Source organism: Comamonas kerstersii, assembly GCF_008801935.1.
Taxonomy (GTDB): Bacteria; Pseudomonadota; Gammaproteobacteria; order Burkholderiales; family Burkholderiaceae_C; genus Comamonas; species Comamonas kerstersii.
In genome coordinates this window covers 223,127-248,192 of the sequence record NZ_VZOT01000002.1, presented here as the reverse complement: position 1 = coordinate 248,192, position 25,066 = coordinate 223,127, and the positions used below count along the sequence as shown (strand labels likewise).

General features: G+C 59.5%; 22 protein-coding genes and 1 pseudogene. 16 read left to right on the top strand and 7 right to left on the bottom strand.

Annotation, left to right across the window (positions count from 1 at the left end; translation table 11 throughout):
* Positions 1-56: 56 nt before the first annotated feature.
* Complete coding sequence (locus tag F7P80_RS04300) at positions 57-1,331, top strand: acyl-CoA dehydrogenase family protein (protein WP_151043040.1); 1,275 nt, start codon at positions 57-59, stop codon at positions 1,329-1,331.
* A gap of 70 nt (positions 1,332-1,401) precedes the next feature.
* On the opposite strand, the gene F7P80_RS04295 is transcribed toward F7P80_RS04300, so the two are convergent.
* The 5 genes from F7P80_RS04295 to F7P80_RS04275 form a co-directional block, all read right to left on the bottom strand.
* A complete protein-coding gene (locus F7P80_RS04295) occupies positions 1,402-2,190 on the bottom strand; it encodes a peptidylprolyl isomerase (RefSeq protein ID WP_054066881.1) in 789 nt (262 codons plus the stop codon).
* A 72-nt stretch (positions 2,191-2,262) separates the two neighbouring features.
* Positions 2,263-2,529 carry a BolA family protein gene (locus F7P80_RS04290; RefSeq protein WP_054066882.1) on the bottom strand — a complete coding sequence of 89 codons (267 nt, stop codon included), beginning with the start codon at positions 2,527-2,529 and terminating at the stop codon, positions 2,263-2,265.
* The gene (locus F7P80_RS04285; protein ID WP_054066948.1) at positions 2,522-3,082 is read right to left on the bottom strand and encodes a septation protein A; all 561 of its coding nucleotides are present in this window, start codon (positions 3,080-3,082) and stop codon (positions 2,522-2,524) included. Before F7P80_RS04285 ends, F7P80_RS04290 begins: the two co-directional genes overlap by 8 nt.
* A gap of 131 nt (positions 3,083-3,213) precedes the next feature.
* The gene (msrB, locus tag F7P80_RS04280) at positions 3,214-3,639 is read right to left on the bottom strand and encodes a peptide-methionine (R)-S-oxide reductase MsrB (RefSeq protein WP_151043038.1); all 426 of its coding nucleotides are present in this window, start codon (positions 3,637-3,639) and stop codon (positions 3,214-3,216) included.
* A complete protein-coding gene (locus tag F7P80_RS04275; protein WP_151043036.1) occupies positions 3,636-5,135 on the bottom strand; it encodes a protein adenylyltransferase SelO in 1,500 nt (499 codons plus the stop codon). Before F7P80_RS04275 ends, msrB begins: the two co-directional genes overlap by 4 nt.
* A 190-nt stretch (positions 5,136-5,325) precedes the next feature.
* Here F7P80_RS04275 and F7P80_RS04270 point away from each other — a divergent pair, with 190 nt between their 5' ends.
* The 7 genes and pseudogenes from F7P80_RS04270 to F7P80_RS04240 all read left to right on the top strand — a co-directional run.
* The gene (locus F7P80_RS04270; RefSeq protein WP_151043034.1) at positions 5,326-6,963 is read left to right on the top strand and encodes a 3-(methylthio)propionyl-CoA ligase; all 1,638 of its coding nucleotides are present in this window, start codon (positions 5,326-5,328) and stop codon (positions 6,961-6,963) included.
* 252 nt (positions 6,964-7,215) lie between these two features.
* Entirely contained in the window at positions 7,216-8,451 is a 1,236-nt protein-coding gene (locus F7P80_RS04265; RefSeq protein WP_054066886.1) for a branched-chain amino acid ABC transporter substrate-binding protein, read from the top strand.
* A gap of 127 nt (positions 8,452-8,578) precedes the next feature.
* Positions 8,579-9,532: a branched-chain amino acid ABC transporter permease gene (locus F7P80_RS04260; RefSeq protein WP_054066949.1), complete on the top strand. Its 954-nt coding sequence runs from the start codon at positions 8,579-8,581 to the stop codon at positions 9,530-9,532.
* Positions 9,533-9,536: 4 nt separating this feature from the next.
* Complete coding sequence (locus F7P80_RS04255; protein WP_058879810.1) at positions 9,537-10,904, top strand: branched-chain amino acid ABC transporter permease; 1,368 nt, start codon at positions 9,537-9,539, stop codon at positions 10,902-10,904.
* Positions 10,901-11,683, top strand: coding sequence for an ABC transporter ATP-binding protein (locus F7P80_RS04250; protein ID WP_151043032.1), 783 nt, complete (start codon positions 10,901-10,903; stop codon positions 11,681-11,683). The genes F7P80_RS04255 and F7P80_RS04250 overlap by 4 nt, the downstream gene beginning before the upstream one ends.
* Before the next feature lie 12 nt (positions 11,684-11,695).
* Complete coding sequence (locus F7P80_RS04245; RefSeq protein ID WP_054066889.1) at positions 11,696-12,391, top strand: ABC transporter ATP-binding protein; 696 nt, start codon at positions 11,696-11,698, stop codon at positions 12,389-12,391.
* A 7-nt stretch (positions 12,392-12,398) separates the two neighbouring features.
* Positions 12,399-12,956, top strand: a pseudogene (locus F7P80_RS04240) (c-type cytochrome); the annotation flags it as partial.
* Positions 12,957-13,034: 78 nt separating this feature from the next.
* Here the strand turns inward: F7P80_RS04240 and F7P80_RS04235 are convergent.
* Positions 13,035-14,156, bottom strand: a complete 1,122-nt coding sequence (locus F7P80_RS04235) for a high-affinity branched-chain amino acid ABC transporter substrate-binding protein (protein WP_054066890.1) — start codon at positions 14,154-14,156, stop codon at positions 13,035-13,037.
* Positions 14,157-14,537: 381 nt separating this feature from the next.
* On the opposite strand from F7P80_RS04235, the gene F7P80_RS04230 reads away from it, so the two are divergent.
* The 3 genes from F7P80_RS04230 to F7P80_RS04220 all read left to right on the top strand — a co-directional run bounded on the left by F7P80_RS04230 (position 14,538) and on the right by F7P80_RS04220 (position 19,906).
* The gene (locus F7P80_RS04230; RefSeq protein WP_151043030.1) at positions 14,538-16,652 is read left to right on the top strand and encodes a 3-hydroxyacyl-CoA dehydrogenase NAD-binding domain-containing protein; all 2,115 of its coding nucleotides are present in this window, start codon (positions 14,538-14,540) and stop codon (positions 16,650-16,652) included.
* A 94-nt stretch (positions 16,653-16,746) separates the two neighbouring features.
* The gene (locus F7P80_RS04225; protein ID WP_151043028.1) at positions 16,747-17,922 is read left to right on the top strand and encodes an acetyl-CoA C-acyltransferase; all 1,176 of its coding nucleotides are present in this window, start codon (positions 16,747-16,749) and stop codon (positions 17,920-17,922) included.
* Between the two features lie 148 nt (positions 17,923-18,070).
* On the top strand, positions 18,071-19,906 hold the full coding sequence (locus tag F7P80_RS04220; protein WP_151043026.1) for an acyl-CoA dehydrogenase: 1,836 nt from the start codon (positions 18,071-18,073) through the stop codon (positions 19,904-19,906).
* A 50-nt stretch (positions 19,907-19,956) separates the two neighbouring features.
* Here the strand turns inward: F7P80_RS04220 and F7P80_RS04215 are convergent, their stop codons facing one another.
* A complete protein-coding gene (locus F7P80_RS04215; protein WP_151043024.1) occupies positions 19,957-20,466 on the bottom strand; it encodes an RrF2 family transcriptional regulator in 510 nt (169 codons plus the stop codon).
* Between the two features lie 499 nt (positions 20,467-20,965).
* Between F7P80_RS04215 and napE the strand changes: the two genes are divergently transcribed.
* The 5 genes from napE to F7P80_RS04190 are packed head-to-tail and all read left to right on the top strand — an operon-like array spanning position 20,966 to position 25,064.
* Complete coding sequence (gene napE, locus F7P80_RS04210; protein WP_054066895.1) at positions 20,966-21,124, top strand: periplasmic nitrate reductase, NapE protein; 159 nt, start codon at positions 20,966-20,968, stop codon at positions 21,122-21,124.
* Positions 21,125-21,138: 14 nt separating this feature from the next.
* Positions 21,139-21,414: a chaperone NapD gene (locus F7P80_RS04205; RefSeq protein ID WP_249041372.1), complete on the top strand. Its 276-nt coding sequence runs from the start codon at positions 21,139-21,141 to the stop codon at positions 21,412-21,414.
* On the top strand, positions 21,407-23,902 hold the full coding sequence (gene napA, locus F7P80_RS04200; RefSeq protein ID WP_151043022.1) for a periplasmic nitrate reductase subunit alpha: 2,496 nt from the start codon (positions 21,407-21,409) through the stop codon (positions 23,900-23,902). Before F7P80_RS04205 ends, napA begins: the two co-directional genes overlap by 8 nt.
* Before the next feature lie 21 nt (positions 23,903-23,923).
* Entirely contained in the window at positions 23,924-24,412 is a 489-nt protein-coding gene (locus F7P80_RS04195; RefSeq protein ID WP_054066897.1) for a nitrate reductase cytochrome c-type subunit, read from the top strand.
* 13 nt (positions 24,413-24,425) lie between these two features.
* The gene (locus tag F7P80_RS04190) at positions 24,426-25,064 is read left to right on the top strand and encodes a cytochrome c3 family protein (protein WP_054066898.1); all 639 of its coding nucleotides are present in this window, start codon (positions 24,426-24,428) and stop codon (positions 25,062-25,064) included.
* The last annotated feature ends 2 nt before the right edge of the window (positions 25,065-25,066 follow it).

Here is a 25,066-nt window from a genome sequence, read left to right as displayed (position 1 = left end):
ATGGCCGAAGGGCAGCGCTCGCCCAAGTTTCGCCCTAACTACGACAGGAGGCTCCCATGGATTTTGATTACTCCCCCAAGACCAAGGAATTGCAGGCGCGCTTGCTGCGTTTCATGGACGAATACATCTACCCGAACGAGCAGGCATTTCAACAGGAGTTGCAAGCCAATACCGAGGCGGGCAAGCGCTGGACGCCCCTGCAGCTGATTGAAGGCCTGAAGGACAAGGCCAAGGAGCAGGGCTTGTGGAACCTGTTTCTGCCGCAGGACACCGCCGAGATTGCAGGGGTGCAGGGTGCAGGCCTGACGAATCAGGAATACGCACCGCTGGCCGAAATCATGGGCCGTGTAGGCTGGGCCTCCGAAGTGTTCAACTGCTCGGCACCTGATACGGGCAATATGGAAACCATTGCCCGCTATGGTACGCAGGAGCACCGTGACCGTTGGCTCCAGCCTTTGCTCAATGGCGAGATCCGCTCCGCCTTTGCGATGACCGAGCCTGAGGTGGCATCGAGCGACGCCACCAATATCTGCACCCGTATTGAGCGCCAGGGTGATGAGTACGTGATCAATGGCCACAAGTGGTGGATTTCTGGCGCGGGCGACCCACGCTGCGCCATCTACATCGTCATGGGCAAGAGCAATCCCGATGCCCCCAAGCATGCGCAGCAAAGCATGGTGCTGGTGCCGGCTGACACACCCGGCGTGCGTGTGGTGCGCCCGCTGCAGGTGCTGGGCTATGACGATGCACCGCACGGCCACATGGAAATGTATTTCGAGAACGTGCGCGTGCCTGCCAGCCATATTTTGCTGGGCGAAGGCCGAGGCTTTGAAATTGCGCAGGGTCGCCTGGGCCCCGGGCGTATCCACCACTGCATGCGCCTGATCGGTCAGGCCGAGCGTGCGCTGGAGCTGATGTGCAAGCGTGCCTCCAGCCGCGTAGCCTTTGGCAAGACGGTGGCGCAGCAGACCGTGACGCAGGAGCGCATTGCCGAGGCACGCTGCCGCATCGACATGGCACGTCTGCTCACGCTCAAGGCGGCCTGGATGATGGACACCGTGGGCAACAAGGTGGCACGCACCGAGATTGCCATGATCAAGGTGGTGGCCCCCAAGCTGGCCTGCGATGTGATTGACTGGGCCATGCAGGTACACGGTGGCGGTGGTATGAGCCAGGACTTCCCGCTGGCCCATGCCTATACCACGGCGCGTACGCTGCGCTTTGCCGACGGCCCGGATGAAGTACACCGCAATGCCATTGCCAAGTGGGAGCTGGGCAAGTACAGCGAATATGGGCGTGATGCACAGGTGCCTGTGACGCGCGGCGCATAAGCAGTCCACAACCTAAAAAAGAAAGCGACCCGAGGGTCGCTTTCTTTGATGGGTGGTGTAGCGGAGAGGCTTATTCCACCTTGGCCTTGGCGCGCAGGTCTTCCTGGAACTGCACCATCTTTTGCTGTTCCAGTTGGGAGGCGATCTGGGGCTTGATGTCTTCCAGGGCAGGCAGTTCTGCGTCGCGGATGTCATCGACACGAATCACGTGCCAGCCGAACTGGCTCTTGGCGGGAGTGTCGCTGACTTCACCCTTTTTCAGCTTGAGCATGGCTTCGGTGAACTCAGGCACGTAGTTGGATGGGCTGGCCCAGTCCAGATCGCCACCATTCTGGGCGGAACCTGGGTCCTTGGATTCCTTCTTGGCGATGTCTTCGAACTTCTTGGAGCCGGACTTGATTTCCGCAATGATGGCCTTGGCACGGTCTTCCGAGTCCACCAGGATGTGGCGTGCACGGTATTCCTTGCTGGAGTTGGCGGCGACAAACTTGTCGTATTCGGCCTTGATTTCGCCGTCAGTGACAGGGTTCTTCTTGAGGAAGTCAGAGAACAGTTCGCGGATCAGCAGTGTTTCGCGAGCCAGCTCCATCTGCAGCTTGTACTCGGGCGAATTTTCCAGACCGCGCTTGGCTGCTTCCTGCATGAAGATTTCACGCGCGATGATTTCGTCCTTGATCTGAGGATCCATCTCGGCAGGGACTGTGCGGCCGGAGCTCTCGATTTGCTGCTTCAGTGCGTGGAAGCGTTCCATGGGAACGGGCTTGCCGTTCACAATAGCCAAGTTTTGCGCAGAAGCCGAAAGGGCGACAGTGCCCAACACGACGGCGGCCACAAGGCTGGGCAAAAGCTGTTTTTTCATGCGGAAATCCAAGAAAAGGTGAGAAGGTTGGTGCTTGCCAACGACCGTTGGCAAGTCTTTGACATCGTAGGTCTACAGCACTTCGATTGCCAGCGCGTGCAGCCCCTGATCAATGAAAGCTTGAAGGCAATCATACACAAGGCGATGACGCGCTACGCGGCTCTTGCCAGCAAATGCATCGCAGGCAATGCGCACACGAAAGTGGGTGCCAAATCCTGTGCCATTGGCGCCTGCATGGCCTGCATGGGCCGCGCTTTCGTCAATGACTTCCAGCTGGGTGGGTGCCAGCCGCTCGCGCAGCACGGCTTCAATCGCAGCAGCGGTGATGGGCTCACTCATGGCCCTGCTCCTTGCTGCTGGGTTCCACGTCCTTGAGGTAGCGGCTCAGGTACAGGGCTTGCGCTATGACAAAGAGCAGCATCAGCCCCAGACCACCGAACATCTTGAAGTTGACCCAGGTATCGGTATCAAAGTTGAAGGCAATCCAGATGTTCAGCACGCCCATGACGGCAAAAAATGCCGTCCAGGCCCAGTTGAGGGTGTTCCAGACCGGGTCTGGCAGCTGCATCTGTGCGCCCATCAGGCTTTTGATGAAGTTCTTTCTGAAGATCAGCTGGCCCACCAGCAGCGCGCCGCCCATGAGCCAGTACAGCACCGTGGGCTTCCATTTGATGAAGTTCTCGTCGTGGGCCAGCAGCGTCGCGCCACCAAACAGCACGATGACGATCAGGCTGACCCACTGCATGGGCTCCACCTTGCCGTGCTTGAAGCGCAGATAGGCAATTTGCACGATGGTGGCCACGATGGCGACGGCAGTGGCTTCATAGATGCCCCAGACCTTGAAAGCCACGAAGAACAGAAGAATGGGGAAGAAATCAATCAGCAGTTTCATGAAACATTGGGGCAGTGTGCTGCCCGCAGACATGCGAAAGACGCCAAGCATGCCATAGCCTGGCGAGGTATCTGGCCGCAAAGACCTTGATGGCGCTGGACAAAGCCACGCGCTGCGTGGCCGCAGCAGACTCAGGGCTGTGCGTCAGGTGCGGGAGCCTGAAAATCCAGCGATGCAGAGTTCATGCAGTAGCGCAGTCCTGTGGGGGCTGGGCCGTCCGGGAAGACATGGCCCAGGTGCGCGCCGCACTGGCTGCACACGGTTTCGGTGCGCACCATGTGGTGGCTGTAGTCGGTGATTTCCTTGATGGCACCGGGCACAGCCTGTGAAAAGCTGGGCCAGCCGCAGCCTGCATCAAACTTGGTATCTGCATCAAACAGCTTGGCACCGCAGCAGATGCAGTGGTAGCTGCCGTCGGCCCAGTGCTGTTCATATTTGCCGGTGAAAGGGCGCTCGGTGGCGGCATGGCGTGTGACCTGGTAGGCCACGGGCTCTGCGCCCTTGGCCTGCAGATGTTGCTGCCATTCGGCATCGGTTTTCTGGATGGGAAATGTCATGACGAACAACTGATGGCAATAGAAGAAGCCCATTCGGGCGGAAAGTCAGCCCAGTCACGGTGGGCGGGCTGCTCGACAAAGGGCTGGGCCAGCACCTGCTGCAATGATTGCACCAACGTGAAGTCCCCAGCGCGTGCCGCACGAATGGCTTGTTCTGCCATGTGGTTGCGCAGCACATACACTGGGTTGGTATTAAGCATCAAATTGGCGTCTGGCGCTTGTCCCGCCTGCGCTGACAGCTCTTGATACGAGAGCAGCCACTGGTCAAAGTTGAAAGTGCCAATAAACAGCTCGCGGGTGCGTTCGTAATTGCCATCCTGCGCGCTCAGGGACAGGCGCCGCCAGAAGATGGTGTGGTCCACGCGGCTGCTGGCCAGCAGCTCCAGCAGTTGGCCGATGACGGGTGCGACCTGTTCCTCGTGCGTCTGCGCGGCCTGCGGCAAGCCCAGCTTGGCGCACATGAGCGCGCGGAACGCATGGCTGAAGGCGGGGCGATAGGCTTCCAGCGCCTGCACGGTGATGTCTTCATCGCCAATCAGAGGCAGCAATGCCTGGCCCAGGCAGAACAGGTTCCAGTACGCCACCTGCGGCTGCTTGCTGAAGGCGTAGCGGCCCTGGTGGTCGCTGTGGTTGCAGATGTGTTGCGGGTCAAACGCATCCAGAAACTGAAAGGGTCCATAGTCAATCGTCAGGCCCAGAATGCTCATGTTGTCCGTATTCATCACGCCATGGCAAAAGCCCACGGCCTGCCAGTGCGCCATGAGCTGCGCCGTGCGCTGGCCCACGGCATGCAGCAGCGCGGCGTAGGCATTGCCGCTGTGTCCGTCAGTGCTTTGCCAGCCATTGCGGCAGGCAGGGTAGTAGCGGTCAATCACATAGTCGGCCAGCTGGCGCAGCTCGGTTTGCATGTCACGCGCGGCAAAGTGCTCAAAGTGGCCAAAGCGCACAAAGCTGGGGGCAGCGCGTGTGACCACGGCAGCGGTCTCTACTTCCTCGCGGTAGACGGGAGCATCAGAGGCTGTCAGGCACAGTGCCCGCGTGGTGGGAATGCCCAGGGCATACATGGCCTCGCTGCACAGGTATTCGCGAATGCTGGAGCGCAGCACGGCACGGCCATCGCCGCCGCGTGAGTAGGGGGTGCGGCCCGCGCCTTTGAGCTGCAGTTCCCAGCCGCTGGCGGTCTCGCCCAGGCAGATGGCGCGCCCATCGCCCAGTTGCCCGGCCCAGACGCCAAACTGGTGGCCGCTGTACACGCTGGCATAGGGCTGGCTGCCGGGCAGCAGGGTATTGCCGGTGAAAGCCTGCAGGGCAGCGTCAGTCTCGAGCAGGCCTTCAGGCAGTTGCAGCTGCTGGGCCAGTGCCTTGTTGCGTGCCACCCATTGCGGATCAGGCAGCGGTGTGGGCTGCAGGTAGGTCAGAAAAGCGCTGCCCAGCTGGGCAAAGCCGGTTTGCCACGGCAGGGCGAGGGGGCCGGAAGAAGAGTGCATGTCAGCCATTGTCACCAAGCCGTGAAACCCTTGCGATTGCAGGAAATGCCTGCACAGCCGTGGTGCAAATGCCGTTTAACTGGCACTTGGGCGACACCTGAATGCGCGTAAATCCGCAAACTGGTGTGCAAAGGCTGCACGTAGGATGCCTGCAAGGCAGGTTGCAACCAGCCGTACAAAACCAAAAGGAGACAACACCATGCAGGGTTTGATGCAAAGTCAGCAGCTGCTGATTTCGAGTCTGATTGAGTTCGCGGCGCGCCACCACAGGGATGCGGAAATCGTCTCGCGCCGTGTGGAAGGCGATATCCACCGCTACACCTATACCGAGCTGGCGCAGCGCTCCAAGCAGTTGGCCAATGCGCTGGATGGGCTCAAGGTGGCGCATGGCGACCGTGTGGCATCGATTGCCTGGAACGGCTACCGCCACATGGAGATGTACTTTGGCGTCAGCGGCTCGGGCCGGGTGCTGCACACCATCAACCCGCGTCTGCACCCCGAGCAGGTGGCCTGGATTGTCAACCATGCCGAAGACCAGGTGCTGTGCTTTGACATGACGTTTTTGCCCCTGGTGCAGGCCGTGCATGCCAAGTGCCCTACGGTGCGCCAGTGGGTGGCGCTGTGCGATGCAGACAAGCTGCCTGCGGACAGCGGCATTCCCGGGCTGGTGAGCTATGAACAGTGGATTGGTGCGCAAAGCATGCACTACCGCTGGCCACAGCTCGATGAAAACACGGCCTCCAGCATGTGCTACACCAGCGGCACGACCGGCAACCCCAAGGCGGCGCTGTACAGCCACCGCTCCACCGTGCTGCACGCCTATGGTGCAGCCTTGCCAGATGTGATGTGCCTGTCTGCACGCGATGCGGCGCTGCCCGTCGTGCCCATGTTCCACGTCAATGCCTGGGGCATTCCGTATTCGGCCGCGCTGACTGGTGCCAAGGTGGTGTTCCCCGGGCCGGCGCTCGATGGCAAGTCGCTGTACGAGCTGATCGAGGCCGAGGGCGTGACCTTTGCTGCTGGTGTGCCCACCGTGTGGCAGATGCTGCTGGGCCACGTGCAGAGCGTAGGCGGCAAGTTCAGCACGCTCAACCGCACGGTGATTGGCGGCTCAGCCTGCCCACCGGCCATGATTGATGCTTTCGAGCAGGGCTATGGCGTGAAGGTGCTGCACGCCTGGGGCATGACGGAAATGAGCCCGCTGGGCACGCTGTGCACCTTGAAGAACAAGCACCTCAAGCGCAGCAAGGAGGAGCAGCAGCGCATCAGTCAGAAGCAGGGCCGTGCCATTTTTGGTGTGGACATGAAGATTGTGAACAGCGAAGGCCTAGAGCAGCCCTGGGACGGCAAGACCTATGGCGACCTGCTGGTGCGCGGCCCTTGGATTCTGGAGCGCTACTACAAGGGCGACAGCCCGCTGGTCATGGACGAGCAGGGCCAGGGCTGGTTCCCCACGGGGGATGTGGCCACCATTGACGAAGACGGCTTCATGCAGATCACGGACCGCACCAAGGATGTGATCAAGTCAGGCGGTGAATGGATCAGCTCCATTGACATCGAAAACATCGCCATGGGCCACCCCGCCGTTGCCATGGCCGCCTGCATTGGCATGCCCCACCCCAAGTGGGATGAGCGCCCGATTGTGGTCGTGGCCCTCAAGCCGGGCGTGCAAGTCTCGCGTGAAGCAATTCTGGCTTTCTACGAAGGCAAGATTGCCAAGTGGCAGATTCCGGATGACGTGGTGTTTGTAGACGCCATTCCGCTGGGCGCTACGGGCAAGATGCTCAAGACCAAGCTGCGTGAGCAGTTCAAGGATTACCAGCTGCCCACGGTCTGATCCATTTCTGGCGCTGCTTGCGCCAGCTTATATTTCATAGCGCCTGGCGCTTGATTTTGCAGGGTTTGAGGCTTATAGGGCTTTGAAAACCTTGCGGGACAAGCGCTAGGTGCTCTTTTTTTATAAGCGTTATTCCCAAGAGGACTAGTCCCAAGAGTGAAAGCACCATGCGTTTTTTACGCGGGTCTGACTACGCTTGTCGGGTGTTCGGCACGTTCCAACCAACCCCATCTCTCGATTGAGGAGGCAAGCATGCAGTATGTGTGGAAGACCCTGGCCGCATCCATTTTGTTCAGCAGCGCAGGTGCAGCGCTGGCGCAGCAGGGTGAGACCGTCAAGATCGCGTGGCTGGACCCGCTCTCTGGCCTGATGGCGGCGCTGGGTACCAACCAGATGAAAAGCTGGCAGTACCTGGCCGAGGAATTCAGCAAGGACAACCCTGCTGGCGTGAAGTTTGAAATCATTCCCATCGACAACAAGCTCAGCCCGCAGGAGACCACCAGCGCCCTGCGCTCGGCCATGGACCAGGGCGTGCGCTATGTGGTGCAGGGCAATGGCTCTGGGCCTGCGCTGGCCATCATGGACGCGCTGGAAAAGCACAACGCCCGCAACAAGGGCAAGGAGGTGCTGTATCTGAACTATGCAGCGGTGGACCCTGACCTCACCAACAGCAAGTGCAGCTACTGGCACTTCCGGCTGGATGCTGACACCTCCATGAAGATGGCGGCGCTGACGAGCTACATCCAGGAAATGCCGGATGTGAAAAAGGTCTACCTGCTCAACCAGAACTACGCGCACGGCCACCAGGTGAGCAAGTACGCCAAGGAAATGCTCAAGCAAAAGCGCCCTGACATCGAAATCGTCGGCGACGACATGACACCGCTGGCCCAGGTGCGTGACTTCTCGCCCTACATCGCCAAGATCAAGCAGTCCGGCGCGGATACGGTGATTACGGGCAACTGGGGGTCTGACCTGGCGCTGATGATCAAGGCCGCCAACGATGCGGGGCTGAATGATGTCAAGTTCTACACCTACTACGGCGCAACCACGGGCGTGCCCACGGCCATGGGGCAGGGCGCGGCAGGCAAGGTCTATCAGGTGGCCTATGCCTACCCCAACCTGCCCGGTGCTTTCAGCGATGTGAACAAGGGCTTCAAGGCCAAGTTCAATGACGACATGTACACCGGCGCGGTCTACCACGGCCTGGCCATGCTGACCGAAGCCTTTCAGCGCGCCAAGAGCACCGACCCCGTCAAGGTGGCAGCGGTCATGGAGGGCATGAAGTTCAACAGCTTCAACGGCGAGGTCGAAATGCGCAAGGACGACCACCAGCTGCAGCAGGGGCTGTTCATCAGCCGCTGGGAAAAGACCAATGCCGACAATCCCGTGGACATGGAAAACACCGGCATGACCTTTGTGCCCGTCAAGAGCTTTGACGCCTCGGTGGCCAGCACGCCCACGACCTGCCAGATGAAGCGTCCTTCCTGAGTCGCTGCCGCAGGCAGCGTGTTCTTGCATGCAGCACAGGCCCGGCGCAGGGTGGGTGCTGCATCCCTTTGCCGAGCTGCCGCAGGCCTGCAGTGCCAGCGGCAGCTCCCAACGCGGGTGGCAACTGATGAATCCAGAGTTTTTTGCGATATCCATGCTCAACGGCATCAGCTATGGGCTGCTGCTGTTCATGCTGAGCTCGGGCCTGACGCTGATCTTCAGCATGATGGGCGTGCTCAACTTTGCACATACGAGCTTTTACATGCTCGGTGCCTATTTCGGCTACATGCTCTCGGGCGTGATTGGCTTCTGGCCTGCGCTGGTGATTGCGCCGCTGCTGGTCGGGGTGCTGGGCGCGCTGTTTGAGCGCTACAGCCTGCGCAAGGTGCACAAATACGGCCATGTACCAGAGCTGCTGGTCACATTTGGTCTGTCCTATCTGATTCTGGAGCTGGTGCAGCTTCTGTGGGGCCGCAGCGCCGTGCCCTATGGCCTGCCACCTTCGCTGCAGGGGCCTCTGTTCACGCTGTACGGCACGCAGTTCCCCAAGTCGCGCTCTTTCATCATGCTGGTGGCGCTGCTCATGCTGGTGGCCGTGTGGCTGCTGCTTACGCGTACCCGCATTGGTCTGGTGATTCAGGCCGCCCTCAAAAAGCCGGAGATGGTGGAAGCGCTGGGCCACAACGTGCCGCGTGTGTTCATGCTGGTGTTTGGTGGCGGCTGCGCACTGGCCGGGCTGGCGGGAGTCATTGGCGGCAATACCTATGTGACGGAGCCCTCCATGGCCATGTCCGTGGGCTCCATCATCTTTGTGGTGGTGGTCGTCGGCGGCCTGGGCTCACTGGCCGGGGCATTTCTGGCCTCGCTGCTGATCGGCATCGTGCAGACCTTTGCCGTGGCGCTGGACTATTCCTGGGCTTCGCTGCTGAACACGCTGGGCCTGCAGCTCACGCCAGAGAGCTTTGGCTGGCCGGTGCTCAGCCTCACGATTTCACAGATGGCACCCATCCTGCCGTATCTGCTGCTGGTGCTGATGCTGATCTTCCGCCCCAAGGGGCTGCTCGGAACACGGGAGGAATAACACCATGTCTGCCATTTTGTCTCCTGCCGTACCCAACGAGGTCGTGCCCATTGCCACGCCGCCATCTGCCATCGGGGCACCGGCGTACTACCGCTTCAAGCCCTGGAATGTGGGGCGCATCGTTATCTGGAGCCTGTTTGCGCTGATGCTGATTGCCGCGCCGCATGTGTTCACCAGTTCGCTGGCGCTGACCATGCTCAGTCAGATGGGCTATGCCATCATCATCTGCCTGTCCTACAACATCCTGCTGGGGCAGGGCGGCATGCTCAGCTTTGGCCACGCGGTCTATACAGGGCTGGGTTCCTTCATCGCCATCCACGCCATGAACCGGGCGGCCGAGGGGGCGCTGCCCATTCCGCTGGTGCTGATTCCTGTTGTCGGCGGTCTGGCGGGCATGTTCTTTGCCGCGCTGCTGGGCTGGGTCACCACCAAGAAATCCGGCACCACGTTTGCCATGATCACGCTGGGCGTGGGGGAGCTGGTGGCCTCCATGGCGCTGATGTTTCCAGGCTTTTTCGGGGGGGAAGGCGGCATCACCACGGACCGGGTGTACGGCCAGCCTTTCCTGGGCTTTGACTTTGGCCCGGGCATACAGGTGTACTACCTGATCGCGGTCTACTGCTTTGTCTGCACGGCGCTGATGTTTGCCTTTACCGGCACCCCGCTGGGCCGCATGCTCAATGCCGTGCGTGACAACCCAGAGCGCGTGGCCTTTGTGGGCTACAACCCGCAGCGCGTGCGCTACATGGGCTTTGTGGTGGCCGGCTTTTTTGCCGGAGTGGGCGGTGGTCTGGCGGCCATCAACTTTGAAATCGTCACCGCCATGGATAGCGTCAGCATTCTGCGCTCGGGCTCCTACCTGCTGTTTACCTTCCTGGGCGGAGCGACCTTTTTCTTTGGCCCCATCATCGGCGGCGTGCTGATGGTGATTGCCACGGTGTTTCTGTCTGAGCTGACCAAGGCCTGGATGCTGTACCTGGGGCTGATCTTCCTGTTCATGGTCATGTACGCGCCGGGCGGTATTGCCAGCCTGATCATGCTGAACCTGCGCCTGGCCAAGTACGGCAAGCTGGGGCGCATCGTCTGGGCCTATCTGCCACTGGCAGGCACGGCGCTGGTGATGACACTGGGTGTGGCCGCCATGGTGGAGATGATCTACCACCTGCAGCTCAACAGTGCGCTGGGCGACGAGCTGCGTTTTCTGGGCATGACGCTGCATGTGCGCAGTGCCGAGAGCTGGCTGGGGGCAGTGGCAGTGTTCCTTACCGGGCTGGGGCTGTTTGAGCTGACACGCCGCGCCTATCTGCGCCAGTGGCACCAGATTCAGGAAACCATTGCACGTGAGATTGAACGAGGGGAGGCCACAGCATGAGCCAGACCAAGACCTATGCGCTGGAGCTGCGCGATGTGCGCAAAAGCTTTGGCCGCACGGAAATCATTCGTGGCGCCAATCTGGCCGTAGAGGCCGGGGAGCGCGTGGCCATCATCGGCCCCAACGGTGCGGGCAAGAGCACGCTGTTCAACCTGATCAGCGGCCGCTTTGCGCCCACCAGCGGAGAGATCCTGCTGCATGGGCAGCGCATTGAGGGCAAACAGCCGTATGAGATCAACCGTGCAGGCCTGTCGCGCAGCTTTCAGATCACCAACATCTTCCCCAAGCTCAGCGTGTTTGAGAACCTGCGCTGCGGGGTGCTGTGGAGCATGGGCTACCGCTACACCTTTTTGCGCTTTCTCTCGCGCATGATCGAGGTGAACGACCGCGCACGGCAGCTGATGCAGCAAATTGGCCTGCACAAAAAGGCCGATGAGCTGGCGGGCAATCTGACCTATGCCGAGCAGCGCGCACTGGAGATTGGCGTGACCATTGCAGGCGGGGCCAATGTGATCTTGCTGGACGAGCCCACGGCTGGCATGAGCAACAGCGAAACCGGGCGCTTTATCCAGCTCATCCGTGAAGTGACCGAGGGCAAGACGCTGCTGACGGTGGAGCATGACATGGGCGTGGTCTTCGGGCTGGCCGACAAGATTGCCGTCGTTGTCTATGGCGAGGTGATTGCCTTTGATACGCCTGAGAACGTGCGCGCCAACCAGCGCGTGCAGGAGGCGTATCTGGGCTCCGTCGTCGCAGAAGAGCAGGCCGCACTGCATTGAAGGAAGGAACAGATGCTCAGCATTCATAACCTGCATGCCTTCTACGGCAAAAGCCATGTGCTGCATGGCGTGGACTTTGAGGTGCAGCCTGGCGAGATCGTGGCCTTGCTGGGGCGCAATGGCTCCGGGCGCTCCACCACGGCCAAAGCCATCATGGGCCTGGTGAACTGGGAGGGTGACTTGCAGTGGAAAGGCCAGGCCCTGCACGGCAAGAAAGCCTTTGAAGTCGCGCATCTTGGCATTGGCTATGTGCCGGAAAGTCGAGACGTTTTCCCCAACCTGACCGTGCACCAGAACCTGCTGCTGGGCCAGAAAGGCCGGGGCAAGGGCAGCCGCTGGAGCTTTGACGACATGTACGCCATGTTTCCGCGCCTGAAAGAGCGCCAGCACACCGAGGCCGGAGTGATGTCCGGTGGCGAGCAGCAGATGCTGACGCTGTGCCGCACGCTGATGGGTGACCCAGACCTCATCATCATCGACGAACCCACTGAAGGGCTGGCGCCCAAGATCGTGGAACTGGTGGGCGAGTACCTGCAGAAGATCAAGGAGCGCGGCGTCTCGGTGCTGCTGATCGAGCAAAAGCTCACCATTGCGCTGCGCATCTCAGACCGCGCACTGGTCATGGGGCACGGTGCCATTGTGTTTGATGGCACACCGGAATCCCTCAAGGCCAACCAGCACATTCGCAAGGAGTGGCTGGAGGTGTAGCCCGCATACGTTTGCTGAGCGTGTGCGCGGCTGCTTCATGTACTCCATGAATGGCAAGGCACCGGACGATGGGCATGACATTCTGGTGTCACTGGAAGCCTATGCATACTGGATGGCGCAGAAAGCGCCTACGGGTGAAAAGCTGCCGGGTGCAGGCTTTGTCAAAGTGGGGCTGCCAGAGCGCAAACCCAGTTTTGAGGAAGGCTTGAAGGTGTATGAAGCCAAGTGTGCCCTGTGCCACGGTGCTGACGGCCAAGGCCAGAAAAGCGGGGGCGTGATGGTATCCCCTCCGCTGTGGGGCAGCGACTCGTACAACTGGGGTGCGGGCATGCATGAAATTGACAAAGCGGCCAATTTCATCAAGTCCAACATGCCTTATGGCCTGCACAATGCCTTGAGTGATCAGGAGGCATGGGACGTAGCAACCTGCATCAACAGCTTTGAGCGCCCGCAGGCCCCCCGTTTTACGGGTGACGTCGCGAAAACGCGTGAGGTTTTCCGCAACACGCCACACTCGCTGTACGGTGTGGAAGTCAACGGCAAGCTGCTGGGAAAGGGGCTCTAAAGTCCTGAGCACATCACCGCGTTTACGCAAATAACAAAGGCACCTTGAAGGTGCCTTTGCTGTATCTGGCGCTGATGCTTACTTCAGTGCCGTGCGCTTGCCGTCCTTGTCCAGCTGGAAGACGACGAACTCAAAGTCCTTGAGGTCGCCCTTCTTGTCATAGGCCACCTTGCCGATTACGGTGTCGAAGGCGTTTTCATGCAGGTAGTCGGCCACCTTCTTGGGGTCAGGGCCTACCGCCTTGATGGCGGTGTCCAGCACCTGCACGGCGGCATAGGCGGGCATCTGGAAAGCGCCGTTGGCAGAGCGGTTGGCTTTCTTGAAGGCTTCGACCACGCCCTGGTTTTCAGGGCGCTCACTGAAGTCGGCTGGGAAGGTGAACATCATGCCGTCCACGGCAGGGCCTGCGATGTCGATCAGGTCCTGGTTGAAAGTGCCTTCAGGGCCCATGAACTGGGTCTTGAGGCCTTGTTCCTTGGCCTGGCGCAGCAGCAAACCCATTTCAGGGTAGTAGCCGCCAAAGAACACAAAGTCCACCTTGTTAGCCTTGAGCTTGGTGATTACGGCGGAGTAGTCGCTGTCACCGGCATTGATGCCGTCATACATCACCACGGGCACGTTCAGGCTCTCCAGCGTGTTTTTCACGTGCGAGGCCACGCCGGAGCCATAGGTCTGCTTGTCATGCAGCACGGCCACGGCCTTGGGCTTGATTTTTTCGGCGATGAACTTGGCGGCAAACGGGCCTTGCTGGTCATCACGGCCAATGGTGCGGAAGAAGTGGTGGCCGTTGAGCGTGTCTGTCACCAGGGGCGAAGTGGCCCCGGGTGTGATAGCCACAATGCCTTCCTGCTCGTAGATCTTGGAAGCTGGCACGGTCACGCCCGAGCACACGTGGGCCACGGCGAACTTGGCACCGGAAGTCACCACACGGTTGGCGGCAGGCACGGCCTGCTTGGGCTCACAGGCATCGTCAATGAATTCGGCCTTGTACTGGATGTTGCCGCCAGCGGCGTTCAAGGTCTCAACGGCCGTCAGAAAACCAGCTTTGACTTCATCGCCGTACTGGGTGTTGGGGCCGGTCATTGGAATCGGCACACCGATGAGTACGGTTTCTGCTGCCGTGGCGCCCAGCGATGCCATGCCCAGCATGGCCGCTGCTGCCCATGAGGTACTCAGGCGAATGAAAGTTTTACGTTGCATAGAGTCAGCCTCCAGTGTTGATGAGGTGTTGCACCAATGTGAGTCAGCGCATCGCACATTGTTGGGCCAGCAGCCAAACGCCTGTTCATGGTTTGCACTAGCGTTTTTTTGCAGCCACAGACCGCATGCCTGCTGGTACACAGGGCGGTTGTGCGCTGAAGTGCAAGAACGGTGCCATCGACCATTGCAGGCCTGACCGTTCATCGGATTTCTGCGCTGCCCTCCTGTCACTGCCCACGGGCTGATATGGCGCAAACATGGACTGTCCCTTAGAGGACAAAGCTAGGGCTTGCGTTGATGGTCTAGGAGCAGGGCGCTTCCTAGAATGGTCCGCGAACGAACGTTCTTTTTTTGCCAGCTACGACACCGAGGAGACAAGCCATGACGGCTGAATACAAGGTACACGGCAATGTGGCCGTAATTACGCTCAACCATCCCCCGGTCAATGGCCTGGGGCTATCCACCCGACAGGCCGTGCTTGACGGGTTGACCCGAGCCAATGCCGATGCGGCGGTGCAGGCCATTGTGATCACCGGGGCCGGCAAGGCCTTCTCGGGGGGCGCGGATATCAAGGAGTTTGGCAAGGAAGCAGCCTTGCAGGAGCCCAATCTGCACACCGTGATTGCGCAGGTAGAGCGCTCGGCCAAGCCCGTCATTGCGGCGATTCACAGCGTATGCATGGGCGGCGGTCTGGAGCTGGCGCTGGGCTGCCACTACCGCATGGCAGCACCGGGCACGCATGTGGCGCTGCCTGAAGTCAAGCTGGGCCTGTTGCCTGGTGCAGGCGGTACGCAGCGCCTGCCACGTGCGCTGGGCGTAGAGCCTGCGCTGAACATGATCGTCAGCGGCGAAGCCATCAAAAGCGAGATGCTGGCCATGGTGCCCGGCCAGAAGCTGTTCAACAAAATGGCAGCCAGCGCAGACAGCCTGGCTGCGGAAGCACTGGCCTACGCTCAGGAAGTGGGCGAGCGCCATGCGGCCAGCCATGAAGCCTTGCCACTGGTGCGCAACCTCCCATGTGCCCACCCCAAGGGCGATGCCTACTTTGGCTTTGTGCGCAACACGGTCAAGGCCATGTCCAAGCACTACCCCGCACCGCTCAAGTGCGTGGATGCGGTGGAAGCAGCCACCAAACGCAAATTCCAGGATGGCCTGGACTACGAGCGCGAGCTGTTCGTCAATCTGATGTGGACGCCAGAGTCCCGTGCGCTGCGCCACCTGTTCATGGCCGAGCGCGCAGCTTCCAAGATTGCCGACGTGCCATCAGATACCCCGGTGCGCGAAATTCGGAAGGTAGGCGTGATTGGTGCAGGCACCATGGGCGGCGGCATCAGCATGAACTTCCTCAATGCAGGCATCCCCGTGACCATTCTGGAGATGAAGCAGGAGGCGCTGGACCGTGGCACGGCCACCATCCGCAAGAACTACGAAGCGCAGGTGAAAAAGGGCAAGCTCAAGCAGGACAAGTACGAGCAGCGCATGGGTTTGCTCAGCACCACACTGAGCTATGACGACCTCAAGGACTGCGACCTCATTATCGAAGCCGTGTTTGAGGAGCTGGGTGTCAAGGAAACGGTGTTCAAGCAGCTTGATGCGGTGGCCAAGCCCGGTGCGATTCTGGCGTCCAACACCTCCACGCTGGATGTAGACAAGATTGCCGCCTTCACCAGCCGCCCGCAGGACGTGGTAGGCATGCACTTCTTCAGCCCCGCCAACGTGATGAAGCTGCTGGAAGTGATTCGCGGCAAGGCCACAGCCAAGGATGTGCTGGCCACCGTGATGCAGCTGGCCAAGAAGATTCGCAAGACTGCGGTGGTCTCTGGCGTGTGCGATGGCTTTATTGGCAATCGCATGATCGAGCAGTACAGCCGCCAGGCCGGTTTCCTGATTGAAGAGGGCGCTACGCCGCAGCAGGTGGACAAAGCCATCGAGAAGTTCGGCTTTGCCATGGGTCCGTTCCGCATGGGTGACCTGGCGGGCAACGACATTGGCTGGGCCATCCGCAAGCGCCGCTATGTCGAAAAGCCCCATATGAAGTACAGCAAGACCGCCGACCTGCTGTGCGAGATGGGCCGCTACGGCCAGAAAACCGGCAAGGGCTGGTACGACTACCAGGAGGGCAAGCGCGATGCCATCCCCAGCCAGGAAGTGCTGGACATGATCGAGCAGCACCGTAAGGCGCTGGGCATCACACCGCGCAAGATTTCCGACGAAGAGATCGTGCAGCGCCTGGTGTTCTCGCTGGTCAACGAGGGCGCGCACATCCTGGAAGAAGGCATTGCCAGCAAGTCCGGCGATATCGACATGGTGTATCTGACGGGCTATGGCTTTCCCATCTATCGCGGTGGCCCCATGCACTATGCGAGCGAACTGGGCCTGATCAATGTGGTGCGTGCCATGGAGCGTTTTGCGCAGAACCCGCATGACGATGCGCAGTTCTGGCAGCCCGCACCGCTGCTGGCGCGCCTGGCTGCGCAAGGCCAGCGCTTTGCCTGATGTGCGCCGCAAGACCCGCCATTTCTCGACATAACGGCGTGCTGCCCGGCGCATTGCCCCGGCAGCAGCCAGCAAGACTGGAAGGATTGAATTCATGACCTCCGCAGTGATCGTATCCACCGCGCGTACCCCGCTGACCAAGAGCTGGAAGGGCGCATTCAACATGACCTATGGCCCCACGCTGGGTGCCCATGCTGTCTCTCATGCCGTGCAGCGCGCGGGCATTGAAGGTGCTGCCGTGGAAGATGTCATCATGGGCATGGCCATGCCCGAAGGCACCACGGGTGGCAACGTGGCGCGCCTGATCGCCATTCGTGCCGGGCTGCCGGTGACGACGTCTGGCCTGACCATCAACCGCTTCTGCTCCTCGGGCCTGCAATCGATTGCCCTGGCGGCGCAGCGCATTATTGCGGGCGAAAACGAGGTGCTGGTGGCCGGTGGCCTGGAAAGCATCTCCTGCGTGCAGCAGGAAGCCAACCGCCATATGGCCGAAGACCCGGAACTGGTGGCCATGAAGCCCGAGATTTACTGGAATATGCTGCAGACCGCAGAGCAGGTTGCCAAGCGCTACGGCATTACGCGCGATGCCATGGATGAGTACGGCGCTGCCAGCCAGCAAAAGGCGTGTGCCGCGCAGGCAGCGGGCCTGTTTGACCAGGAAATCGCCCCCATCACCGTGACCATGGGCGTGGCCGACAAGCTCATGGGCCTGACCACCAAGCAAGTCACGGTCAGCAAGGACGAAGGCACACGCGAGGGCACGACCAAGGAAGGCATCTCCGGTCTGCGCAGCGCCTTGCCCGGCGGGCTGATTACGGCGGGCAATGCCAGCCAGTTCTCCGACGGTGCCGGTGCCTGTGTGCTGGTGCATGAGAACTATGCGGCCAGGCATGGCCTCAAGCCCCTGGGCCGTTTCCTGGGCTTTGCCGTGGCAGGCTGCGAGCCTGATGAAATGGGCATAGGCCCCGTGTTTGCTGTGCCCAAGGTACTCAAAAAGCTGGGCCTGACGGTGGATGACATTGACCTGTGGGAGCTGAATGAAGCCTTTGCCGTGCAGGTGATCTACTGCCGCGACAAGCTGGGTATTCCCAACGAAAAGCTCAACGTCAATGGCGGCGCGATTGCCCTGGGCCACCCCTATGGCCTGTCGGGGCAGCGCCTCACGGGCCATGCCCTGATTGAAGGCAAGCGCCGTGGTGCCAAGCGCGTGTGCGTGACCATGTGCATCGGTGGTGGTATGGGCGCAGCTGGCGTGTTTGAGGTGCTCTAAGCCACTGCAGTGCCCAGGCCGTCATGAGCCTTGAAGCCGCCCTTCCTGCTGGTTCGAGGGGGGCGGCTTTTTTGCCGACTTGTGTTCTTAAAAACAATAGCTACTAGAGCTTGCTGCATAAGCGTTAGAAGCCAATTTGAGCAATATTATGTCTCCCCTGCGTTCGACCCTGGACTTTCTGATGTACGACTGGCTGCAAGCCGAGCAGCTCGCCAGCCGCGCCTTTTACGCAGACCATAGCCGCGAAACCTTTGATGCGGTGATGGACACCTGCGAGCGCATTGCCCGTGAAAAGTTTGCGCCCTTCAATCGCACCGTAGACATGCAGGAGCCCGCCTTTGATGGCGAAAAAGTCATCCTGCCCGCCTGTACCTATGAAGCGCGCAAAGCCTATGCGGACAGCGGCATGCTCAGCGCAGCGCAGCCCTATGCGCATGGCGGCATGCAGTTGCCCTATGTGGTGGAGGCCGCAGCCAACAGCTTTTTTGCCTGCGCGAGCATCAGCATTGGCTCGAACCTGCTCACGGCGGGCAATGCCAACTTGCTGCGCGTGCATGGCACGCCCATGCAGCAGCAGGTGTTTGCCGACAACGAATTCAATGGCCGCTGGGCAGGCACCATGGCACTGTCTGAGCCACAGGCGGGCTCCAGCCTGAGCGATATCTGCACTCGGGCCGAGCCTGATGGCGATGACTTTGCCAATGATCCCCTGGGGCCACGCTATCGTCTCAAGGGCAACAAGATGTGGATCAGCTCGGGCGACCATGAACTGACCGAAAACATCGTGCATCTGGTGCTGGCCAAGATTCCCGGGCCGGATGGCAAGCTGATACCGGGTGTGAAGGGTATTTCGCTGTTTATCGTGCCCAAGCAGCTGGTCGATACCGAAGGTCAGCTCACGGGCGAGCGCAACGATGTGGCGCTGGCGGGCCTGAACCACAAGCTGGGCTGGCGCGGCACCACCAATACGCTGCTGAACTTTGGCGAGGGCAGATACCCGGTGCGCGGCAAGGCAGGGGCCATCGGCTATCTGGTGGGCAAGCCGCACGAAGGCCTCAGGTGCATGTTCCACATGATGAATGAGGCACGCATTGGCATAGGCATGGCGGCCACCATGCTGGGGCTGGCGGGGTACTACGCCAGCTTGGACTACGCGAGGAACCGCCCGCAGGGCAGGCCCATGACGGACAGCGGAAAAGACGCCAGCAGTCCGCAGGTACCCATCATTGAACACGCCGATGTCAAACGCATGCTGCTGGCGCAAAAGGCGTATTGCGAAGGGGCGCTGGCGCTGAACCTGTACTGCTCCAGGCTGGTCGATGAGGCCCGCACAGGCGCACCAGACGATGCAACACGCGCCAAGCTGCTGCTGGAAGTGCTCACCCCGATTGCCAAGAGCTGGCCCAGCGAAAACTGCCTGGAGGCGAACTCTCTGGCCATCCAGATCCACGGTGGCTACGGCTATACGCGTGACTTCCCGGTGGAGCAGTACTGGCGTGACAACCGCCTGAACATGATCCATGAGGGTACGCATGGCATCCAGGCCGCGGATTTGCTGGGCCGCAAGGTGGTCATGCAAGGGGGCGCAGGTTTTCAGCTGCTGGCACAGACCATGCAGGCCACCATCGAACAGGCCATGGCGCACACCGAGCTGCACCCTTATGCCACGGAGCTGACCAAGGCATTGCAGGAGCTGGAGGCCGCGACGCGCGCAGCCTGGGCTACCGGACAGCCGCAAGAGGCACTGGCCAATGCCGTGCCGTACATGCAGGCCTTTGGCCACACGGTGCTGGCGTGGGTCTGGCTGGATATCGCGTGCAAGGTGCTGGAAGTGGATGCTTCCATATCTGTAACTTCTAACGCAGGCAGGATAAGCGCTACACGCTATTTTTATCACTATGAGTTGCCCAGGATCACAGCCTGGCTGCGTGTGGTCAGCACCCGTGACATGACCTGTGCGCAGATGCCGGTGGAGGCGTTCTAAGTGCTGGCTGCCTGGGTACCGTTTGCCATGGTGCCCAGCAGTTGCAGGCTCTATTCCAGGGTGCTGTCCACAGGTGTGGCGTTCGGCTTTTCTTCAGGTTTTTCTGTTGTGCTTATGTTTGGTGCTGGCGCCAACATGGGGGCAAACCTTTGTGCGGATTCCACCGGGCTAATGACGTCGGCCAGCGTGTAGAAGCTGAGGTGGTGCAAGAACGCAGTAACAGCACCGTTGAGGATGCCGGTGAGAGGGCACTTGCCAGCGATCTTGCAATTGTTGTTGCTGCCCAGGCACTCCACCAGCGCAAAGCCAGGTTCAATGCTGCGCACCACCGCGCCAAGATGAATCAGATGTGGCTCCTTGCTCAGTCTGAGGCCCCCTTTTTTGCCTCGCACAGTAGTGATCCAGCCCTGCTGAGAGAGTAGCTGAGAGACCTTCATCAGGTGTGTCTGCGAGATGTCGAAGGCATGGGCAATTTCGCTGATCGTGCATAGCCGGTCCCTGTGCGATCCGGCATAGATCAGGACTCGCAGTGCATAGTCAGTGAGAGCAGTGAGGCGCATGGTGAGTAGCTGAAGTCATGTGTGTGCCGCATCGCATGACGGCTGCAGGGCGGTATCTCCGCATGTGTTGTAGTCAGTATGGGAATGCATCGGTGCAGATGCAAGCTCAGGATCTGGAAGGGCAGTCCGGCCAAAGTGGCCATATTGGGTTTTCAGTCGTTTTTAAACATGGATTAAAAATCTATGTTTGTTGTTAAAAAATGATGAACGAATCATTGGGTTGATATTTTTGCCGATGTACATGAGAAATCAGATTTCTCCTACTTCATTTGTAAGTTATTGAATTTATTTATGGGCTATGCTCTGGTGGGTAAGAGTATTGGGTTTTGAGAGGATCAAAGTGACTTTTAAATATTGATTTGATATTCATCAATATAAGAAAAGCAACCACTCACTACATTACAAGCATGAACCCACGGTGCTGTGCTGGTTGGCAGGGCTTCAAGAGAAGATGCTTTGGTCTGACCGTGCGGCCATCAGTCCCGCAGAAAGGTGGTCTATGGCGGACAAGAAAAAAACATCATCGCGCAAGGAAGAGGCACGCAGCTTTGCCTTTCTCACCATCGTCATGGCTCCGGTGCTGGCGGGCATCCTTATCGCGGCGTACGGCTTCATCGTCTGGTTCTACCAGATGTTTTCAGGCCCTCCCCATGCATAAGGCAGGCATTTTTCATGACTGATGAACTGCATATTGCCAGCGTGGTCGTACATGTCCTGCCTGAGGCACTGGCAAGCGTAGAACAGGCATTCACCCAGTATCCAGAGATGCAGGTGCATGGCAGCCATCCAGATGGCAAGCTGGTCGTAACCCTGGAAGGCGCAAGTGCCAACCACATCATGGACCAGATCTTAGAAATTCGGCAAATCGCAGGAGTGCTTAACGTCTCCTTGGTTTACCAACACACAGAACCCCGTCAATCATTCAACGAGGGCATTACCCATGACTAGCACACGACGCGATTTTGTTCGCCAATCTGCCGCAGCGGCAGCCGGTGCCGTAGCCGGCATCCCAATCCACGCCATTTCACAGCAGCAGGTCGCAGGGGCAGGCAATGCACCCATGAAGTGGTCCAAGGCACCATGCCGTTTCTGCGGTACGGGCTGCGGGGTGATGGTGGCGGTGAAGGAAAACCGGGTGGTTGCAACCCAAGGTGACCCTCAGGCGGAAGTGAACCGTGGTCTGAACTGTGTCAAGGGCTACTTCCTGTCCAAGATCATGTATGGCGAGGACCGCCTGACCAAGCCTTTGCTGCGGATGAAAGACGGCAAGTACGACAAGAATGGCGAGTTCCAGCATGTGTCCTGGGATACCGCGTTTGACGTCATGGCCGAGCAGTTCAAGAAAGCACTCAAGGTCAGGGGACCATCGGGCGTGGGCATGTTTGGCTCAGGTCAGTGGACCGTGTGGGAAGGCTATGCCGCTTCCAAGCTGTTCAAGGCAGGTTTCCGTTCCAACAACATTGATCCCAATGCTCGCCACTGCATGGCTTCGGCTGTGATGGGCTTCATGCGTACCTTTGGCATGGACGAGCCCATGGGCTGCTATGACGACATTGAGGCCACAGACACCTTCGTGCTGTGGGGCTCGAACATGGCGGAAATGCACCCTGTGCTGTGGACCCGCGTGACGGATCGTCGTCTGAGCGCGCCCAACGTCAAGGTGGCCGTGCTCTCGACCTTTGAACATCGCTCGTACGAGCTGGCAGATATTGAGCTGACCTTCAAGCCTCAGACGGATCTGGCCATCCTGAACTACATCGCGAACCACATCATCACCACAGGGCGCGTGAATAAGGACTTCGTGTCCAAGCACGTCAACTTCAAGATGGGCAATACCGACATCGGTTATGGCCTGCGCCCAGAGCATCCGCTGCAGCAGGCAGCCAAGAATGCAGACAACCCCGGTGGTGCCAAGGAAATGACGTTTGAGGAGTACGCCAAGTTCGTCTCCACCTACACCCTGGACTACACCGCCGAGCTGACGGGTGTACCTGCCAACCGCCTGCTGGAGCTGGCAGAGCTGTATGCAGACCCCAACCGTAAGGTGGTCTCGTTCTGGACCATGGGTTTCAACCAGCACACCCGTGGTGTCTGGGCGAACAACTTGGTCTACAACATCCACCTGCTGACTGGCAAGATTTCTACACCCGGCAACAGCCCCTTCTCGCTGACCGGCCAGCCTTCGGCATGCGGTACAGCCCGTGAAGTAGGGACTTTCTCGCACCGTCTGCCTGCAGACATGCTGGTGGCCAATCCAGAACACCGCAAGATTGCAGAAAAAATCTGGAAACTGCCTGAAGGCACTATCCCTGCCAAGCCTGGCTACCACGCGGTTCTGCAAAACCGCATGCTCAAGGATGGCAAGCTCAATGCCTACTGGGTGCAGGTGACCAACAACATCCAGGCCAGTGCGAATCTCGCGCAAGAGGGCTATCCAGGCTACCGTAACCCAGAGAACTTCATTGTGGTCTCGGATGCCTATCCCACAGTGACTGCTGTGTCTGCTGACCTGATCCTGCCTACCGCAATGTGGGTGGAAAAAGAAGGGGCTTACGGCAATGCCGAACGTCGTACGCACTTCTGGCACCAGCTGGTTGAGGCCCCCGGCGAAGCGCGCTCTGACCTGTGGCAGATCATGGAGTTCTCCAAACGCTTCAAGATTGAAGAAGTCTGGCCTGAGGAGCTGCTGGCCAAGGCACCACACCTGCGCGGCAAGACCATGTATGAAGTGCTGTTCCGCAATGGTCAGGTTGACAAGTTCCCTGTCAGCGACATTGAAGCTGGCTACAAGAATCACGAAGCCGAGGCCTTTGGTTTCTACCCTCAGAAGGGCCTGTTCGAAGAATATGCGGCATTTGGTCGCGGCCATGGTCACGATCTGGCTCCGTTCGACACCTACCACCAGGTGCGAGGCTTGCGCTGGCCCGTGGTCGATGGCAAGGAAACCAAATGGCGCTACCGCGAGGGTGCGGATCCCTATGTCAAACCTGGCAAGGAGTTTGAGTTCTACGGCCACAAGGATGGAAAAGCCATCATCTTTGGACTGCCTTATGAACCACCAGCAGAAGCGCCCGATGCGGAATTCCCGTTCTGGCTCTCGACGGGCCGTGTGCTGGAGCATTGGCACTCAGGTTCCATGACACGCCGTGTGCCTGAACTGCACCGTGCTGTACCCAATGCACTGTGCTACATGCACCCTGAGGATGCCAAGGCGCTTGGCCTGCGCCGGGGCAGCGAAGTGGAGATCGCCTCGCGCCGTGGAGCCATTCGTTCACGGGTCGAAACCCGTGGCCGTAACAAGCCACCACGCGGTCTGGTCTATGTGCCATGGTTTGATGCCAGCCAGCTGATCAACAAGGTCACACTGGATGCGACCGATCCCATCTCGCTGCAGACCGACTTCAAGAAGTGTGCAGTGAAGCTGACCAAGGTCTAACAAGAAGCAGAGGAACCCCCTATGACATTCATACGCAAACTGGGAATGGCGCTGATGCTGTGCATCTGTGCATCCTCTGCCGCAGTGGCAGCTGAACCTCTGTACGACAAGGCCCGTGGTGAAACGCCAGTGATGGAAACGACCAAGCCTCCGGTGCTGGGTAATGCCATCAACGACGACGTACGCCGCACCCGCAACTACGCACAGCAGCCGCCGGTGATTCCGCACCGTATTGACGGCTATCAGGTCGACAAGAACTTCAACAAGTGTCTGGACTGCCACTCACGCACCAAGGCCGAGACTTACCAGGCAGTGCCTGTGTCTGTGACTCACTACCATGACCGCGACGGCAATACGCTGGAGCAGATTTCGACCCGTCGTTACTTCTGCGTCCAGTGCCATGTCCCGCAGGACAACGTCAGCCCTCTTGTGAACAACACCTTTCAGGACGTTGACAGCCTGGTGCTGAAAGCACTGCAAAACTCTGCCAAGAATGGCAAGAACGACTGATTGGGGGCTGAATATGATCCAACTGCTCAAGCGCTACTGGCAGGTGATACGACGGCCCAGTGTGCATTTCAGCCTGGGGTTTCTGACCATTGGCGGCTTTATTGCAGGCATTCTGTTCTGGGGTGCCTTCAATACCGCCATGGAAGTGACCAACTCCGAGAAGTTCTGCACGGGCTGTCATGAAATGCGCGACAACGTGTTCGCTGAACTGCAGTCCACCATCCACTACACCAATCGATCAGGTGTGCGAGCCATCTGTTCGGACTGTCACGTGCCTCACAACTGGACGGACAAAATGGCGCGCAAGATGCAAGCCTCCAAGGAAGTCTGGGGCAAGATCTTCGGCACTGTTGATACGCCCGAGAAGTTCGCAGCCAAGCGACTGGAGCTGGCACAGCATGAGTGGGCCCGTCTGAAAGCCAATGATTCGCTGGAGTGCCGCAACTGCCACAACTACGAATCCATGGATTTCACGCGGCAGAGCCAGCGTGCGCAGAACATGCACTCGACTTACCTTGCCAACAAGGAAAAGACCTGTATCGACTGCCACAAGGGCATTGCGCACAAGCTGCCGCATATTCCTCCCGGAGAAGGTCCTAGCGACACGCCCGGCCAGACTGTGCCCACACCCGTTGCTGCGGCCAAGCCCTGAGC

What these genes read in the sequence shown, in the direction of transcription:
- F7P80_RS04300 (WP_151043040.1), top strand. Translation starts at nt 57, where the DNA reads ATGGATTTTGATTACTCCCCCAAGACCAAGGAATTGCAGGCGCGCTTG.
- F7P80_RS04295 (WP_054066881.1), bottom strand. Translation starts at nt 2,190, where the DNA reads ATGAAAAAACAGCTTTTGCCCAGCCTTGTGGCCGCCGTCGTGTTGGGC.
- F7P80_RS04290 (WP_054066882.1), bottom strand. Translation starts at nt 2,529, where the DNA reads ATGAGTGAGCCCATCACCGCTGCTGCGATTGAAGCCGTGCTGCGCGAG.
- F7P80_RS04285 (WP_054066948.1), bottom strand. Translation starts at nt 3,082, where the DNA reads ATGAAACTGCTGATTGATTTCTTCCCCATTCTTCTGTTCTTCGTGGCT.
- msrB (WP_151043038.1), bottom strand. Translation starts at nt 3,639, where the DNA reads ATGACATTTCCCATCCAGAAAACCGATGCCGAATGGCAGCAACATCTG.
- F7P80_RS04275 (WP_151043036.1), bottom strand. Translation starts at nt 5,135, where the DNA reads ATGGCTGACATGCACTCTTCTTCCGGCCCCCTCGCCCTGCCGTGGCAA.
- F7P80_RS04270 (WP_151043034.1), top strand. Translation starts at nt 5,326, where the DNA reads ATGCAGGGTTTGATGCAAAGTCAGCAGCTGCTGATTTCGAGTCTGATT.
- F7P80_RS04265 (WP_054066886.1), top strand. Translation starts at nt 7,216, where the DNA reads ATGCAGTATGTGTGGAAGACCCTGGCCGCATCCATTTTGTTCAGCAGC.
- F7P80_RS04260 (WP_054066949.1), top strand. Translation starts at nt 8,579, where the DNA reads ATGAATCCAGAGTTTTTTGCGATATCCATGCTCAACGGCATCAGCTAT.
- F7P80_RS04255 (WP_058879810.1), top strand. Translation starts at nt 9,537, where the DNA reads ATGTCTGCCATTTTGTCTCCTGCCGTACCCAACGAGGTCGTGCCCATT.
- F7P80_RS04250 (WP_151043032.1), top strand. Translation starts at nt 10,901, where the DNA reads ATGAGCCAGACCAAGACCTATGCGCTGGAGCTGCGCGATGTGCGCAAA.
- F7P80_RS04245 (WP_054066889.1), top strand. Translation starts at nt 11,696, where the DNA reads ATGCTCAGCATTCATAACCTGCATGCCTTCTACGGCAAAAGCCATGTG.
- F7P80_RS04235 (WP_054066890.1), bottom strand. Translation starts at nt 14,156, where the DNA reads ATGCAACGTAAAACTTTCATTCGCCTGAGTACCTCATGGGCAGCAGCG.
- F7P80_RS04230 (WP_151043030.1), top strand. Translation starts at nt 14,538, where the DNA reads ATGACGGCTGAATACAAGGTACACGGCAATGTGGCCGTAATTACGCTC.
- F7P80_RS04225 (WP_151043028.1), top strand. Translation starts at nt 16,747, where the DNA reads ATGACCTCCGCAGTGATCGTATCCACCGCGCGTACCCCGCTGACCAAG.
- F7P80_RS04220 (WP_151043026.1), top strand. Translation starts at nt 18,071, where the DNA reads ATGTCTCCCCTGCGTTCGACCCTGGACTTTCTGATGTACGACTGGCTG.
- F7P80_RS04215 (WP_151043024.1), bottom strand. Translation starts at nt 20,466, where the DNA reads ATGCGCCTCACTGCTCTCACTGACTATGCACTGCGAGTCCTGATCTAT.
- napE (WP_054066895.1), top strand. Translation starts at nt 20,966, where the DNA reads ATGGCGGACAAGAAAAAAACATCATCGCGCAAGGAAGAGGCACGCAGC.
- F7P80_RS04205 (WP_249041372.1), top strand. Translation starts at nt 21,139, where the DNA reads ATGACTGATGAACTGCATATTGCCAGCGTGGTCGTACATGTCCTGCCT.
- napA (WP_151043022.1), top strand. Translation starts at nt 21,407, where the DNA reads ATGACTAGCACACGACGCGATTTTGTTCGCCAATCTGCCGCAGCGGCA.
- F7P80_RS04195 (WP_054066897.1), top strand. Translation starts at nt 23,924, where the DNA reads ATGACATTCATACGCAAACTGGGAATGGCGCTGATGCTGTGCATCTGT.
- F7P80_RS04190 (WP_054066898.1), top strand. Translation starts at nt 24,426, where the DNA reads ATGATCCAACTGCTCAAGCGCTACTGGCAGGTGATACGACGGCCCAGT.